The organism is Brevundimonas terrae, from assembly GCF_011761985.1.
GTDB lineage: Bacteria > Pseudomonadota > Alphaproteobacteria > Caulobacterales > Caulobacteraceae > Brevundimonas > Brevundimonas terrae.
Genome location: NZ_JAASQT010000001.1, coordinates 561,132 through 575,938 on the forward strand (window position 1 = coordinate 561,132; position 14,807 = coordinate 575,938).

Annotated in this window: 12 protein-coding genes; 8 read left to right on the plus strand and 4 right to left on the minus strand. The window is 61.4% G+C overall.

All coding sequences use genetic code 11. From position 1 onward, the window contains the following. Positions 1–113: 113 nt before the first annotated feature. The 5 genes from FHS64_RS02675 (at position 114) to hisS (ending at position 4,757) form a co-directional block, all read left to right on the plus strand. A complete protein-coding gene (locus FHS64_RS02675) occupies positions 114–440 on the plus strand; it encodes a YggT family protein (RefSeq protein WP_167175246.1) in 327 nt (108 codons plus the stop codon). A 134-nt stretch (positions 441–574) separates the two neighbouring features. Next, positions 575–1,456: a 3-hydroxybutyryl-CoA dehydrogenase gene (locus FHS64_RS02680; protein ID WP_167175248.1), complete on the plus strand. Its 882-nt coding sequence runs from the start codon at positions 575–577 to the stop codon at positions 1,454–1,456. Continuing rightward, positions 1,456–2,025 (plus strand): hypothetical protein, encoded by a 570-nt coding sequence (locus tag FHS64_RS02685; RefSeq protein WP_167175251.1) that lies wholly within the window; start codon positions 1,456–1,458, stop codon positions 2,023–2,025. The genes FHS64_RS02680 and FHS64_RS02685 overlap by 1 nt, the downstream gene beginning before the upstream one ends. A gap of 25 nt (positions 2,026–2,050) precedes the next feature. Next, entirely contained in the window at positions 2,051–3,244 is a 1,194-nt protein-coding gene (locus FHS64_RS02690) for a DUF418 domain-containing protein (RefSeq protein WP_167175254.1), read from the plus strand. Between the two features lie 43 nt (positions 3,245–3,287). Continuing rightward, on the plus strand, positions 3,288–4,757 hold the full coding sequence (hisS, locus tag FHS64_RS02695; RefSeq protein ID WP_167175258.1) for a histidine--tRNA ligase: 1,470 nt from the start codon (positions 3,288–3,290) through the stop codon (positions 4,755–4,757). A gap of 392 nt (positions 4,758–5,149) precedes the next feature. Here hisS and FHS64_RS02700 read toward each other — a convergent pair whose 3' ends face one another. After that, complete coding sequence (locus FHS64_RS02700; protein WP_167175261.1) at positions 5,150–7,279, minus strand: M13 family metallopeptidase; 2,130 nt, start codon at positions 7,277–7,279, stop codon at positions 5,150–5,152. A 484-nt stretch (positions 7,280–7,763) separates the two neighbouring features. On the opposite strand from FHS64_RS02700, the gene FHS64_RS02705 reads away from it, so the two are divergent. Then, positions 7,764–8,420, plus strand: a complete 657-nt coding sequence (locus FHS64_RS02705) for a TetR/AcrR family transcriptional regulator (protein WP_167175264.1) — start codon at positions 7,764–7,766, stop codon at positions 8,418–8,420. Positions 8,421–8,498: 78 nt separating this feature from the next. On the opposite strand, the gene FHS64_RS02710 is transcribed toward FHS64_RS02705, so the two are convergent. Beyond that, entirely contained in the window at positions 8,499–9,644 is a 1,146-nt protein-coding gene (locus tag FHS64_RS02710) for an aromatic ring-hydroxylating oxygenase subunit alpha (protein WP_167175267.1), read from the minus strand. A 124-nt stretch (positions 9,645–9,768) separates the two neighbouring features. On the opposite strand from FHS64_RS02710, the gene FHS64_RS02715 reads away from it, so the two are divergent. Continuing rightward, positions 9,769–10,728 carry an alpha/beta fold hydrolase gene (locus tag FHS64_RS02715; RefSeq protein ID WP_243862682.1) on the plus strand — a complete coding sequence of 320 codons (960 nt, stop codon included), beginning with the start codon at positions 9,769–9,771 and terminating at the stop codon, positions 10,726–10,728. An 88-nt stretch (positions 10,729–10,816) separates the two neighbouring features. Then, positions 10,817–12,847, plus strand: a complete 2,031-nt coding sequence (locus FHS64_RS02720) for a transglycosylase domain-containing protein (protein WP_167175270.1) — start codon at positions 10,817–10,819, stop codon at positions 12,845–12,847. Here FHS64_RS02720 and FHS64_RS02725 read toward each other — a convergent pair. Then, on the minus strand, positions 12,844–13,572 hold the full coding sequence (locus tag FHS64_RS02725; RefSeq protein WP_167175273.1) for a M48 family metallopeptidase: 729 nt from the start codon (positions 13,570–13,572) through the stop codon (positions 12,844–12,846). The two genes, FHS64_RS02720 and FHS64_RS02725, sit on opposite strands and share 4 nt — an antisense overlap. Next, positions 13,547–14,806: a polyhydroxyalkanoate depolymerase gene (locus FHS64_RS02730; RefSeq protein WP_167175276.1), complete on the minus strand. Its 1,260-nt coding sequence runs from the start codon at positions 14,804–14,806 to the stop codon at positions 13,547–13,549. The genes FHS64_RS02725 and FHS64_RS02730 overlap by 26 nt, the downstream gene beginning before the upstream one ends. Position 14,807 lies beyond the last annotated feature (1 nt).

Sequence of the window (14,807 nt, forward strand, 5' to 3'; positions counted from 1 at the left end):
GGGCCATTCAGGCTGATCGGTCGCACATCGTCGGGGTGGCTGCGGCACAGCGCGCCTTGGCGCGGGCGCGGGGCGAGGCTAGAACAGGCCAACTTTTTACCGGAAACCTGTCCATGACCCTTGCTGCCAGCCTTGTCGGCTTTCTGTTCTTCCTGATCGGTGCCGCGCTCAAGCTGGTTTTGATTGCCATCATCGCCAATGCCATTCTGAGCTGGCTATTCGCGTTTGATGTCATCAATTACCGCAACCGTTTCGTCTATCAGCTGGCCACGGCACTGGACCGCATCACCTCGCCCATTCTGGCACCGTTGCGCCGTTTCATTCCGCCGCTGGGCGGGATTGATCTAACGCCTGTGGTGGCACTGATCATCATTCAGGGCCTGCAGATCTATGTGGTCCCTGCCCTGCACCTGACGTCGCTGCGCCTCATCGGCGGTTAGGGCCTACTGCGTTGACTGGTGGACACGCCGGCGCAGGATTATGCGTCGGCCACCATTCGGTGCTTGCACGCCCTGCGCGGGGTCCTAAGCTGGTATTCTTATGCCCCTTGCGGGGTGCGAACCTGTAGAGTCGTATGAGCGGGATCAAAACAGTCGCCATTATTGGTGCGGGCCAGATGGGTTCGGGCATTGCCCAGACCGTCGCCGGTGGCGGCTATGACGTGAAACTATACGACACAGCCCATGGCCGTGCTGTTCTGGCCATAGGCGAGATCGCCGCCAGTCTGGCGCGCCGTGTTGAGCGCGGCCTGATTACCGACGTTCAGGCGCAAGATTATCTGGCCCGTATCAAGGTTTGCGACTCCCTGGCCGACACCGTTTCGGGAGCCGACATGGTCATCGAGGCGGTTCTGGAAGAAGAAGCTGCCAAGAAACAGGCCTGGGTCGATATTGTGCCGCATCTGGCCCCGCACGCCCTGCTGGCCAGCAATACCTCGTCGATTTCCATCACTCGTCTGGCGGCGGAAACCGACCGCCCCGAGCGCTTTATCGGTCTTCATTTCATGAAGCCTGCGCCGGTCATGCGTCTGGTCGAGATTGTGCGCGGTATTGCCACCTCGGCGGCCACCTATGACGCCGCTGTCACCTTTGCCGAGAGCCTTGGCAAACAGACCACCGCGTCCGAAGATTTCCCCGCCTTCATCGTCAACCGTATTCTGGTGCCGATGATGAACGAGGCCATCTATACGCTGTACGAAGGTGTCGGCACCGTCACCTCGATTGATACGGCCATGAAGCTGGGTGCCAACCACCCGATGGGACCGCTGGAACTGGCGGACTTCATGGGTCTGGATGTGGCGCTGGCCATTATGAACGTGCTGCACGAAGGCCTTGCCGACAGCAAATACCGCCCCTGCCCGCTGCTGGTAAAGTATGTCGAGGCGGGCTGGCTGGGTCGCAAGAGCGGCCGTGGCTTTTATGATTATTCGGGCGAAACGCCGGTACCGACACGCTGATGACCGACCATTCCGCACCCCAGAATCCGAATACGCCCAGCATTATCGACCGGTTTCCCGGCTCGGAGCGCGTAACACCGCGCAAATCGCTACAGGCCAAGATCATTGCGTCCATCGTTGCGGCCGCATGGCCACCGCTGTTGCTGACCTTCCCGTTCTGGCCACCGCATAATCTGTGGTCGGGGCTGGATACGGACTGGCGGATCATTCTGCTGGCCGTGGGCCTGATTGCCGCGCCGATAGCCATCAACCGTCTGGCCAAGGCCAAGCGCCCGAACAATGCGCCATGGACACGCCGCGCCGTGATCGGTCGCTATGTCATCTATGGCGGTCTTCTGGCCGCCTGTTTGCAGGTTTTGATGACGCTGGCACTGGCCATCGTCGCCGGTTTTGCGGGCGAAAGCTTTGTTCAGGCGCTGGGCGCCATCGAAACTGTGGTGCTGACCTTTGGTGTTATCGGCGTGCCCTTGGCCCTGATGGTCGGGGTCAGCTATGCGCTGTGGGGCGGTATCTGCGTGGCCTATATTGCCTATGGCAAGGCCGCGCCGCCTATACGCCGCCCGTTCTAGGCGGCCACCATTGTCGGGGGACATAATGGGGACTGTGAACCGCATCAGTAATCTGGACGCCGTGCGCGGCGTCGCCGTTCTGGGCATTCTGGTCGTCAATGCCCTCGCCTATAGCTGGCCGATGGATGCCATGCTGGCCATGCAAAAGCTGCCCATGGCTGTCGATGGCGTTTTACAGGGCAATGACCGCATTGGCGCATGGGCCATCGAGGCCCTGTTTGCCGACAAGTTCCGCACCCTGTTTTGTCTGTTGTTCGGAGTGTCCATCTATCTGGTGGGCGGCGAACGCAATGACCGGGAACGCGGTAAAAAGCTGTTGCGCCGCCTTGGCTGGCTGGCCGTATTTGGTCTGATCCACGGGCTGGCTTTCTGGTTTGGCGACATCCTGATGCTGTATGCATGGACCGGCCTGTTTGTGATGCTGATGCGCGGCCTATCCGGCAAAATGCTGCTGATTGTCGGTGGCAGCATCACCGCCGCCCTGATCTTTCTTCAGGCGTCTCTGGGTCTGCTGATGCCGGTCATGCCGCCGGAGATTGCAGCCGCATTCGAGGGGCATGCCGAGGTCACAACCGCCGGTATTCTGGCCGATGTGGTCAAGGTCCAGTCCGGCTATGGCGCGGCCATGCTGGCCAATCTGGTCAGCTGGGCCATTGTACAGGGCATGAGCCTGACCATCATGGCCCCTGCGGTCTTTGCCCTGATGGTGCTGGGCATGGGCCTGTTCAAGGTCGGGTTTTTCCATGGCCAGCTCAGCAACAAAATCTATGCCGCCATCATCGCGGTCGGCCTCTCTGCGCTGGCACTCAAGGGCTGGGCAGCATGGGTCGAGGGGGGTGTTGCGCCCGAACTGTTGCCGTCGCGCGGGATGAATATGGTTGGCTCGTCGCTGGCGGTGCCGATCTCGCTGGCCTATGCGGCCATCATCATCAAGCTGCCTGCCCTGTTTGCATGGGCGCGGCCGGTCGGCCAGATGGCCTTTACCACCTATCTGACCCAGACCCTGATCATGACCACGCTGTTCTACATGCCGTGGGGACCTAAACTGTATGGACAGATGGGTCCGGCGGCCCTGTGGGGTGTGATTGCCTCGGTGTGGGTGGTGCAGATCCTCTTTGCCCATCTGTGGCTCAAAGCCTATCGCTGGGGGCCGTTTGAGTGGGTCTGGCGCTCGCTGACCGAGGGTCGCAAGCTGTCACTTTCGCGCGCCGCGGCCTAAAGCCGGATTGCAGCGATGCGGGGGATGGCTTAATCGCCAACCCATGACCGACATTCAACGCCCCGAAGCCCGCTCGCCCCGTGGATTTCAGGATCGCCGTGGCAGCGACCTGAGCGCCGAACGCCGCATCATTGCGCGCGTGTCCGAAGTGTATGAACGCTGGGGCTTTGAAGGTCTGGAAACGCCAGCCTTTGAATATGTCGATGCGCTGGGCAAGTTCCTGCCCGATACCGACCGCCCCAATGAGGGCGTGCTGGCGCTGGAGGACGATGACGACCAGTGGATCGCGCTGCGCTATGACCACACGGCCCCGCTGGCCCGCTTTGCGGCCCAGAACTGGGAAACCCTGCCCAAGCCTTATCGTCGCTATGCCTATGGTCCGGTCTGGCGCAATGAAAAGCCGGGTCCGGGACGTCTGCGCCAATTCTGGCAGTGCGATGCCGACACGGTCGGTTCGGACCGCCCCGAGGCCGATGCCGAAATCCTCGCCATGGGTGTCGAGGGCTTGCTGGCCACCGGCCTGACCCCCGATCAAGCCGTGATCCGCGTCTCGAACCGCAAGCTGTTTGACGGCCTGTTCGATGCGGGTGGCATTACCGACACCCACCAGCGCCTGACGGCTCTGCGCGCCATCGACAAGTTCGACCGTCTGGGCATCGAGGGCGTGCGCCTGCTGCTTGGGGAGGGCCGTCTGGATGAGTCCGGTGACTATACCAAGGGGGCTAACCTGCCCTCGAACCTGATTGGCGGGGTCGAGACCTTCCTTGCCTCGGTCAGCAATAGCGAAGCTTCGCGTTCGGAAGTTCTGGATACGATTGCCAATATCGGTGCCGGTCTGGGCGAGGCCGGTGATGCGGCTCTGAAAGAGCTGGCGGCCATCGATCGCGCCTTGAACGCCATGGGCGTGGCGCAGGATGCCGTGAAGTTCGATCCGACCATCGTGCGCGGTCTGGAATACTATACCGGCACCGTGTTCGAGGCCGAACTGCTGCTGGAAACCAAGGACGAAAAGGGTCGCCCGATCCGCTTTGGCTCCATTGGTGGCGGCGGTCGTTATGACGACCTCGTGGCCCGTTTTACCGGCCAGACCATTCCGGCCACCGGCTTCTCGTTCGGTGTGTCGCGTCTGGCGGCTGCCCTGCGCTCGGCGGGTCGCAGCGGCCCGCAAACACGTGGTCCGGTCGTGGTCATCGTCTTCTCGGATGACGACATGCAGCACTATCTGGATGCGGTATCGGAGCTGCGTAATGCCGGTGTTGCCGCCGAGCTGTATCTGGGTCGTGCCGGTATGAAGGCACAGTTCAAATATGCCGACCGTCGCGGGGCACCGGCTGCGGTTATTCTGGGTGGCGACGAGATCGCTGCCGGTGAAGTCACTATCAAAGATCTGGACGCCGGTCGCGCCCAGGCTGCGGCAATTTCCAACAATGAAGAATGGAAAGCTGCCCGTCCGGGACAGATGAAGGTGGCCCGCTCGGCGCTGGTTTCGACCATAAAAAGCATTATCGAATAAACTTCGATAATTATCGGGCTTTTTTCCAAATTATCAGCGATAACTCATAAAAGCTTCGATTTCGCTGTTTGCCCCGATTGACCCAAGGGCACCTAATAGGTCAATTGGTCCTACTCGAGGGACGCGGCGCTGATAGCGCAGCAGTCACTTGGAGGCGTTTCGGGGAGGAAACGTCCGCTCCACAGAGAGCGAGAAGGCCCGCTGCGATGTATCCCCCGCAGCGGGCTTTTTCATGCCTGAAGCCTGAAACCGCAGCAAACATGCCGTTCTGGCCTGTATTTGTGCCGTTTTCGTCCGTGTACGTCACATTCACGGCGTACCCGAATAATGAACGCGCAAAAGAAAAGCCGGCCCCAAAGGACCGGCTTTCCGATATCGAAACTCTTTCGAGCCTACCAGAGACGAACGCGGTCTTCCGGTGCCAGATAGTATTTGTCCGTCGGCTTGACGCCGAAGGCCTCGTACCAGTCATCGACATTACGCAGCGGGCCGATGACACGGAACTCGGCAGCCGAGTGGCTGTCGGTTGCGACCTGCTGGATCAGGGCCTGCTCGCGGTACTTCGACTGCCAGACCTGCGCCCAGCCGAAGAAGAAGCGCTGGTCGCCCGTCATGCCGTCGATCACAGGAGCCGGTTGGCCCTTCAGCGACAGACGATAGGCATGCAGACCCACGGCCACGCCGGACGCGTCACCGATGTTCTCGCCCATGGTCAGGGCCGGATTGATGTTGTGACCTTCAACCGGAGCGAACTGGGCGTATTGCTGGCCCAGACGCGTGGTCAGAGCGACGAAGTTGGCGCGGTCCTCGGCCGTCCACCAGTCGCGCAGCACACCATCGCCATCCGACTTGGAGCCTTGGTCGTCGAAACCGTGGCCGATTTCGTGACCGATCACGCCGCCGATACCGCCATAGTTGACCGCTGCATCGCCATTCGGATCGAAGAAGGGCGGTTGCAGGATGGCCGCCGGGAAGACGATCTCGTTATTGATCGAGTTGTAATAGGCGTTGACCGTTTGCGGGGTCATGCCCCACTCGGTCTTGTCCACGTCCTTGTCGAGGCGCGACAGACGGTCTGCATAGCTCCACTGGCGCAGACGCAGGGCGTTACCGACCAGATCGTCACCGCGCATTTGCAGCGCCGAATAGTCACGCCACTTGTCCGGATAGCCGATCTTGACGGTGAATTTTTCGAGTTTTTCCAGAGCCGCAGCCTTGGTCTCGTCGCCCATCCAGGTCAGGTTGCGGATACGCTCGCCCTGCGCCAGACGCAGGTTGGCGACCAGCTCTTCCATCTTGGCCTTGTATTCCGGCGGGAAGTACTGGGCGACATAAAGACGGCCAGCGGCCTCGCCCAGTGCGCCCTCGGCAAACGAGATGGCGCGTTTTTCGCGGGTGCGCTGTTCGGGCTGACCGGACAGGTCGCGGTCACGGAATTCCCAGCGGCGATCGGCAAAACGCTGCGACAGCAGCGGGGCCATTTCGTCCGCCGTCTGGAAGGCCTGCCAGGCTTGCAGAACCTCTAGAGGGGTCTCGGCATAGACAGCCGCGATCTTGGGCATAGCGGTGTTCTGGGCGACGACCAGACGCGAGACATGGCCAAGGCCCGCCGCATTATAGAAGCCCTGCCAGTCAAAGCCCGGAGCCTCTTCGGCCAGACGGGCAATGGTGTAGTCATTATAGGTCTTGTCGCGGTTGCGGCTTTCGGCCTGCGTCCAGTGGGCCTCGGCGATGCGGTCTTCCAGAGCCACGATCTGGGCGGCGGTTTCCGCCGGATTTTCCCAGCCGATCAGGCCCAGCATGTCGGTGACATAGACCTGATACTTGGCCTTGGTGCCCGCGTGGCGTTCTTCCAGATAATAGTCGCGGTTCGGCAGGCCGAGGCCCGACTGGCGCGTCGAAACGACGTGACGGGTCGGGTTCTTGGCATCGGCACCCACGCCGGCACCAAACAGGGACGCGCCGAAATCACCATTATGGGCGCCCATATAGGTCGCCATGGCGGCATGGCTGTCGATCGCACGAATGGCGGCCAGATAGGGCTGGAGCGGTTGGGCATCCAGCGCCTCGATACGCGCCGCGTCCGCATAGGAACGGTAGGCATCGGCGACCTTTTGCTCGTCGGAGCCCGCCACCAGATCGGTACGGGCGGCCAGACCCAGAACCAGTTCGCGCATACGGTTGTCGGACAGTTCGCGCAGCAGCGGGAACGAGCCATAGGAAGAACGGTCAGACGGGATCACCAGATGATCCAGCGCCGTACCATTGGCATAGCGGAAGAAGTTGTCGCCCGGCTGTACCGAGGTATCACGACCCGAAAGATCAAAGCCCCACGTGCCGTAACGCGGCGCATCGGTTCCCTTCCAGCCACCGCTGGCTGCCTGTGCCATCGGCATGTCGATCAGGCTGACCATCTCGCACTGGGCGTCGATGCAGCCGTGGTTGTGATCCGAGCTATGCGCCACAGCGACAGCAGGCATAAGCAGAGCAGCAAGCGCCGCTCCGGCCAATAATTTCTTCATATAAAAGAGTCCCTCTTTAACCCCGGTTGAACGCAGCAAACGGGTCTTTTCCGTCGCAATCAAACCGTTAGATATTGTTCTAACATGCCTTGTTGAGCGCGCCGGTCAATTGCGGCAGCTTCACAATCAAGACATTGGTCGAAAACAAGATTTTTTGAAAAAATCCAAGCAATAGATTTTCGCATATCAGAGTGAAGCAAAACTTTTTTGCGTAAGCATTCCCGATAGGCGAGAATCCGCAACTTTTTTCCCGCGCATGCGTACTTATACTTAGTATAACACAGCAACCTCAATCCAAGCGCATGCATTTCGACGGATTTCAGACCCATTTTGGTCACTGTTCGATGATGAAAGTTCGCTCCAGAATGTCGGGCTATACCCATGTTCGTCGGTCACCGTTCTTGATCGATGTGCCAGATAGCCGGACTGCACTTTGTCGGCCCTCCCCGACCTCCTGCGTTTTAGTGAATAGAGTTCCAGACCAATGACCGACACCGTCGTTGTCGCCGCCGCGACCACCGAAACCGAATCCAAGCCCCGCGTAAACCGTCGCCAGGTTGCCAAGGCTCGCACCCGTATCAAGGTGCTGGAAGCCGCCCGTAACCTGTTTGCAGAGCGTGGCTATGACGCCGCCACCATCCGCGACATCGCCAAGGGTGCCGGTATGTCGACCGGCGCTGTCTTCGCCAACTTCCAGGACAAGGCCGAGCTGTTCGAAGCCGTCTTCTCCGACGAAATGGCCGCCCTGTCGGAAGCCTTCACCGCCGGTGTGGCTATCGAAGCCAGCACCTCGGCACGTCTGGCAGGTGGCCTGGCCGCCGGTTACCACCAGGTTCTGGACCACCTGCCGCTGATGCAGGCCATGGTGGCCCGCTCGTGGTTCCAGCCGGAAGATTCCGACAAGCGCGTTCGTGAATTCCTCGCTCCGGTCATCACGACCATCAGCGAAGTTCTGCAAGCCGGTATCGCCAAGGGCGAACTGCGTCAGGACGCCGATGTGGCCCTGCTGTCGCGCATGGTTTGGGACATCTATCTGTCGAACCTGCGTCGCGCAGCCTTCGACAACTGGGGCATTGAAGAACTGACCCCGCACGCTGCCAAGCAGATGGACGTTGTGGTTGCTGGCCAACTGGCCAAGTAAGACCGGACATCCTCCGATCAAAAAGAAAGCCGGAAGGGACACCCCTTCCGGCTTTTTTGTATTCGGGTGCCGGAAAAATCAGCTCTTCCAGCGCAGCACGGTTTCCTTGATCGGATTGACGAAGGCACGGCCCTCGGCACGGCTTTTCAGCCATTCTTTTTTAAGCTGCTGGTACCATTTGGCCTGTTTGTCGGCATCGTCGATCCACAAAAGCGGCGGGTCGTATTTCAGCCCCTCGTTCTGCAGGTTCACCATGCCGCCATCCTGATGCAGGAAAGCCGCCACCCCTGCCCGCAGGAAGGGCTTGGCCAGCGCGAACACCCAGTGATCGGACCAGAAGACCTGCGTGATGCGGGTCTTGTTCTCATTGACCGGCGTCAGCAGGGTCAGGGCCAGAACCTGTTTGGTGCCGACCTGAATATGCTCCCAGCGATAGCCCGGCAGACGGAAGGTGATCTCGGTCGCCGGCGCCCCGCCCAGCACCTTGTAAAGGCGGCTGTTTGACGACGGCGCGTGGCGCACCATGGCCCAGCCAAAGTCACGCGGGGCAAAGGCCTTGGCCTTTTCGTGCATGGATTTTTCCGAGCGCCACCACCATTGCTTATGCACATAGGGACCATGCGCCGGATCCATCAAACCGACCACCGCATGGTCGATATGGCTGTCGAAATCCATCCATTCGACCAGTTGCGGCTCGCCCTCGGCTCCGGGGAAGAGCGGCGGCTCCTGATCGGGTTGGCTGGGATTGCGGGCGTCGGACGGCATCCAGACGAACACCATGCCCTGACTTTCGCGGACCGCGTAGGAGCGCACCTTGATGCGTTCGACCTCGACATTCTGGCCTTCGCACAGGGACGGCATGGCCGCGCAGGTGCCATCGGTGCGGAAACGCCAGCCGTGATAGGGGCATTCAACCGTCTCGCCCTCGCCTTCGCGATCCACCAGACGTCCCGCCGACAGCGGTGCCGCCCGGTGCGGACAGATATCGCGCAGGGCATAGATGTCGCCTGCCTGTGTGCGCCCGATCAGGACCGGCTCGCCAAGGATTTCGTAGCGTTTCAGGCTGGCTTTGACGACCTGTCGCGACAGGGCGACAAAATACCAGGCATCGGTCACATAGCCCTTGCCAAAACCGCCCGACGGCCCTTTGGGGGCGGCGGTGGCGGCATCGGGAGCCTCTTGGCCTAACGGGGTGTTTTCAGGTTCAACAGCACGGCTATTCATGGGATAATCCTAGCAAGGGACAGACGGCCTGTCCCCACCGCCGGACTGAAAAGCTATGGCGAAACGATAATAACAAGGTGCCCGCCCAGTCGGGACGCCCTTATGGAAAAGTTCGGAGACACCCATGTCGCGCATGATCGCCCTGATGCTGGCCCTTGTTCCCCTATCCGCCGCCTGTTCTGCCGCTGTAACCCCAAGCGGCGCGCCCGGCGTCCAGTCCAGCGCCCAGCATGGCCATCAGCACGCCGCGTTTGAATCGGGCCGCCTGCATGTGCGCGTGGATGGCGAGGAAGGTCTGCCTGATCTGGTACTGATCCCCGGCCTGTCGTCCTCGCCGGAAATCTGGCAACCGACTGTCGATGCCCTCAAGGGGCGCTATCGCATCCATCGCATCCATGTGAGCGGGTTTGCCGGTAGCCCCGCCGGTGACAATGCCCAGAACGGCCAGACCCCGATGCCGGTGGCTGCGCCCGTGGCCGAGGAAATCGCCCGCTATATTCGCGAGCAGAACCTGAACAAGCCCGCCGTTATCGGCCATTCCATGGGCGGCACCATCGGTATGATGCTGTCGGCGCGCCATCCCGATCTGGTCGGCAAGCTGATGGTGGTGGATATGGTACCGTTTGTCGGGGCCATGTTCGGCAACCCCAATGCCAGTGCAGCCAATATGGCCCCTGTGGCCGATCAGATCTGGTCGGCACAGGCCAAGATTCCGCACGCCGCCTATGTGATGGCCGCCACACAGACCATCAACGGTATGATCAACACACAAAGCCGTCGCGAAGAGGCCTTGCAGCACATGCGCAACAGCGATCAGGGCGTCTCGGCGGCGGCTTTCCGCGAGTTGATCGTCACCGATCTGCGCCCCGAACTGGGCCAGATTACCGCCCCGACCACCGTGCTGTACGTCAAGTTCAACGATGCCCGCATGACCGACGAGGTCACCGACGCCATCTATGCCGCCAGCTTTGCCAACAAGCCCGGTGTGACGCTGAAACGGATCGAGGACAGCGCCCACTTCATCATGTTCGACCAGCCGCAAGTGTTTGCGTCCGAAATCGACACGTTTCTGAAGTCCAATTAAGTCGCCATCGTTCTGCCGAGGGTTTATGGCAGTTGCCAAGCTCTCGCCAGCCTCTAGGTTCGGCGAAGCCAGACGATAAGGACACCCCATGGCGCGTAAAGACCGCTCTTCCCCCACCGAACCCAAGCGCCGTCGCTCCTTTATAGGACGGCTGTTCTATTGGGGGGCGGTTATGGCCGTCTGGGGGCTGATCTTTGCGGTCGTCTTCTTTGCGATTTTCGCGCGCGATCTGCCCGATACGTCCAGCCTGTATGAAGTCGATCGCCAGCCGTCGATCACCTATCTGGACCGTTCCGGCTCGTTGATTGCCGTGCGCGGATCGCAGATGGCTCCGCCCGTCGATCTGGACGCCCTGCCCGACTATGTGCCCGCCGCCTTTGTGGCCATCGAGGACCGTCGTTACTGGGTGCACCCCGGCTTTGACCCCATCGGCATGAGCCGCGCCATGGCCTCCAACCTCAAGGCAGGTCGTGTGGTCCAAGGTGGCTCGACCATCACCCAGCAACTGGCCAAGAACCTGTTCCTGACGCCGGACCAGAACCTGAAGCGCAAGGTTCAGGAGCTGATGCTGGCGGTCTGGCTGGAGATGAAATTCACCAAGAAAGAGATTCTGGCCCTCTATCTGAACCGCGTCTATTTCGGCGCCGGTGCCTATGGCATCGAGGCGGCCGCCCAGCGCTATTTCGATAAACCGGCCGAAGAACTGACTGTCGGCGAGGCGGCGCTTCTGGCGGGTCTGTTGAAGGCCCCGTCGCGCTATTCGCCGGTCTCGGAGAGCGAACGCGCCGCTACCCGCGCCACGGTCGTGCTGAACAGCATGGTCGAGACGGGCATTATCACCGATGCCCAGCGCGATGCCGCTGTGGCCGAGCCGGTGCGTGTTTCGCGCACCCTCGCCAGCCAGCACGCCCAGTACTTCATCGACTGGCTGGACAAGCAGGTGCGCGGCATGGTCGGCGAGCAGACCGAAGACCTGATCGTCGAGACGACGCTTGATCTGGCTATCCAGACCGATGCCGAGCGCGCCGTGCGCCGCATTCTGGACCGCGACAAGAACAAGGGCGTGGAACAGGCCGCACTTGTGGCACTGGACGGCGATGGCCGTGTGCGCGCCATGATCGGCGGCGCATCATATCCCGACAGCCAGTTCAACCGCGCCACCGAGGCCCGCCGTCAGGCTGGCTCGGCATGGAAGCCCTTTGTCTATCTGGCCGCCCTGGAAGCCGGATATACGCCTGAAACCCGTGTGGTGGACGAACCTGTCACCATCGGTGGCTGGTCGCCGCGCAACTATTCCGGTCGCTTTGCCGGCGAGATGACGCTGGCTCAGGCCGTGGCGCAATCGACCAATACGGTGGCCGCGGCGGTCGCCGATCAGGTGGGCCGTTCCAACGTCGCCAATGTCGCCAGCCGTCTGGGCATCAGCGGACCGATCAGCCAGTCGCCATCCATGGCACTGGGCGCCGTCGAGGTCTCGCCGCTGGAAATGGCACAGGCCTTTGACGCCTTTGCCAATGGCGGTCGCAAGGTCAAGGCATGGGGCATCAGCCGCATCCGTACCAATCGCGGTCAGGTCATCTTTGAGCACGGCCCCGCCGAGGGCGCACAGGTCATCCATAACCCGTCATTGTACTATCTGAACCAGATGCTGCGCGGTGTGGTCACCGGCGGTACGGGCCGCGCCGCCGCCATCAGCGGCCGCGATATTGCGGGCAAGACCGGCACGACCTCGGACTACAAGGACGCCTGGTTCGTGGGCTATACCGGTGGCTTTACGGCTGCCGTCTGGGTCGGCAAGGACGACAACACCGCCATGAGCCGTGTCTCGGGGGGTGGTGCGCCTGCCGCCATCTGGGCCACCTTCATGCAGTCGGCCCTGCCGCGTCTGGCCGTGCAGAGCATCCCCAATGGTCCGGCCCTGCCGGAAGGCTGGATTCCGCCCGATCCGGTCGGTGATGCCCTCGGTCAGGTCGAAGACCCCTATGCCCAGCAAGATACGGGTGTTCTGGACGAGGACGGCATGCCGACCTTTGCCGGCCCTGCACCGGTTCAGGAAGCCCCCAAGGTGGCACCGCCCAAACCCGAGGTCGAGCGCAAGCCCGATACTCTGTTCTATTAACCGCCTATAGCGTGAAGCTGTGCGCCATGGGCTTTTAGCCACTGGCGCATGGGCTTGTGATCGCCGATCAGACCTGTGACCACGGCCCAGTATTCGGGGCTGTGGTCGGCCCTGACCAGATGGGCCACTTCGTGCGCGGCCAGATAGTCGGCCACTGCGCGCGGGGCCATGACCACCCGCCAGCTATAGCGGATCGAGCGGTTGTGCGGGCTGCATGATCCCCAGCGCGAACGGGTATCGACGATGGATACCCGCACCGGTCCCTGACCCAGTTTTTGCAAATAGTGTTCGGTGCGTTCCAGCAGGAAGGCCCGCGCCTGACGCCGGAACCAGTTTTCGATGCGGCGCGAAAAGGCCTCGCCCTCTCCGCCTGCCCGCAAAACAGGGCCGGTTTCGGTGTCATAGAGACGCGCCGCAGAGACGCCCGCAACCGCTTCCAGCCGCAAGGTCTGGCCCAGATAGCCGACGCTCATACCCGCCATAAAGGGTTTGGCCTCGACGGCGCTGTCCAGCTTTTGCGCGATCCAGTCGGCTTTTTGCAGGGCAAAGGCCACGCCTTGTGACAGCGTAGAGCGTGACGGTGCCACCACCACCGCCTCGCGCTCGCGGGCATCGATGCGGATAGAGATGCGCCGCGCACGCGTATTGACCGAAAGGCGCAGGGTCTGTCCGTCTTTGAGCGACAGGCGGTCCCCGTCCTTATATTTCGGCTGAAACAGCTTCATTGCGGGTGATGAAATCCCGAAGGCGCGGATAGATCTGCTCGCGGAAGCGGCGACCGTTGAACACGCCATAGTGGCCCACTTCGGACTGGACGTGAAGCAGACGGCGCGTATCGGGCAGGTTCGGCGTCAGGACGTGGGCGGCCTGTGTCTGGCCGACGCCCGAAATGTCGTCATTCTCGCCCTCGATCGTGGCCAGCCCGATATCGGTAATGGCCCCCAGATCCACGCAGCGGCCGCGATGGGTCAACAGCCCGCGCGGCAGAAGGTGCTGCTGGAACACATAGTCGATGGTCTGCAGGTAAAATTCTTCGGTCAGGTCCAGCACCGACAGGTATTCGTCGTAGAACTCCTCGTGCTTGTCCACGCCGTCGCCATCGCCGTCGACCAGACTGTCGAAATAGCGGCGATGGGCGTCGATGTGTTTTTCCTCGTTCATCGACATGAAGCTGTAGAGCTGCACAAAGCCCGGATAGACCCTGCGCCCGACACCCGCATAGGGGAAGGGCACGGTGTGGATCATGTTGGACTTGAACCACGTAAAGGGTTTTTCCTCGGCCAGCTGGTTGGTCACGGTCGGCGACAGGCGCGCGTCGATCGGAGAGCCAAGGAAGCTCATCGAAGCCGGACGATTGGGGTGGTTGTCTTCGGCCATCAGGGCGCAGGTGGCCAATACAGGCGGTCCCGGCTGGCACACAGCAATCACATGGCTACGTCCACCCAAGGCGACGAGCATGTCGCGCACATGGTCCATATAGTCGGCAAAGTCGAAGCGACCCTCTAACAGGGGCACTTCACGCGCATTGGTCCAGTCGGTGATGTGGACGTCGTAGTCCGTCAAAAAGCCCTCGACGGTGCCTCTTAGCAAGGTGGCGTAGTGGCCGGACAGAGGGGCAATAATCACCAGTGTCGGCGCATCTGTGGCCCGCCCTGCGGCCTTGAGGTCGTCGCGGTTGCGCACGAACTTGACCAGCTTGCACCATGCCGAGGTCCAGACGACCTCTTGCGTGATGCCAATCTTGTGGCCGCCGATCTCGATCCGGTCGAGGTGCCAGTCCGGCTTGCCATAGCGGCGGGTCAGGCTCTCGACCAGCTCGGCCGTGGCAAAGGCGGTGCGCCCGATGGCTGTATCGGACGCTGTATTCAGCGGCGAGGTCCAGAATTGTCGGGCCATCTGTGCGCCGACGCGCAGGGGCATGGCCGAATGATAGGCAAGCTCGTGAAAAGCGTAGAGCATG

Bases quoted from the DNA above. Each gene is read 5' to 3' on its own strand.
- FHS64_RS02710 (WP_167175267.1), bottom strand. From the start codon at position 9,644: ATGAATAGCCGTGCTGTTGAACCTGAAAACACCCCGTTAGGCCAAGAG.
- FHS64_RS02690 (WP_167175254.1), top strand. From the start codon at position 2,051: ATGGGGACTGTGAACCGCATCAGTAATCTGGACGCCGTGCGCGGCGTC.
- FHS64_RS02700 (WP_167175261.1), bottom strand. From the start codon at position 7,279: ATGAAGAAATTATTGGCCGGAGCGGCGCTTGCTGCTCTGCTTATGCCT.
- FHS64_RS02715 (WP_243862682.1), top strand. From the start codon at position 9,769: ATGTCGCGCATGATCGCCCTGATGCTGGCCCTTGTTCCCCTATCCGCC.
- FHS64_RS02685 (WP_167175251.1), top strand. From the start codon at position 1,456: ATGACCGACCATTCCGCACCCCAGAATCCGAATACGCCCAGCATTATC.
- FHS64_RS02725 (WP_167175273.1), bottom strand. From the start codon at position 13,572: ATGAAGCTGTTTCAGCCGAAATATAAGGACGGGGACCGCCTGTCGCTC.
- hisS (WP_167175258.1), top strand. From the start codon at position 3,288: ATGACCGACATTCAACGCCCCGAAGCCCGCTCGCCCCGTGGATTTCAG.
- FHS64_RS02720 (WP_167175270.1), top strand. From the start codon at position 10,817: ATGGCGCGTAAAGACCGCTCTTCCCCCACCGAACCCAAGCGCCGTCGC.
- FHS64_RS02730 (WP_167175276.1), bottom strand. From the start codon at position 14,806: ATGCTCTACGCTTTTCACGAGCTTGCCTATCATTCGGCCATGCCCCTG.
- FHS64_RS02705 (WP_167175264.1), top strand. From the start codon at position 7,764: ATGACCGACACCGTCGTTGTCGCCGCCGCGACCACCGAAACCGAATCC.
- FHS64_RS02680 (WP_167175248.1), top strand. From the start codon at position 575: ATGAGCGGGATCAAAACAGTCGCCATTATTGGTGCGGGCCAGATGGGT.
- FHS64_RS02675 (WP_167175246.1), top strand. From the start codon at position 114: ATGACCCTTGCTGCCAGCCTTGTCGGCTTTCTGTTCTTCCTGATCGGT.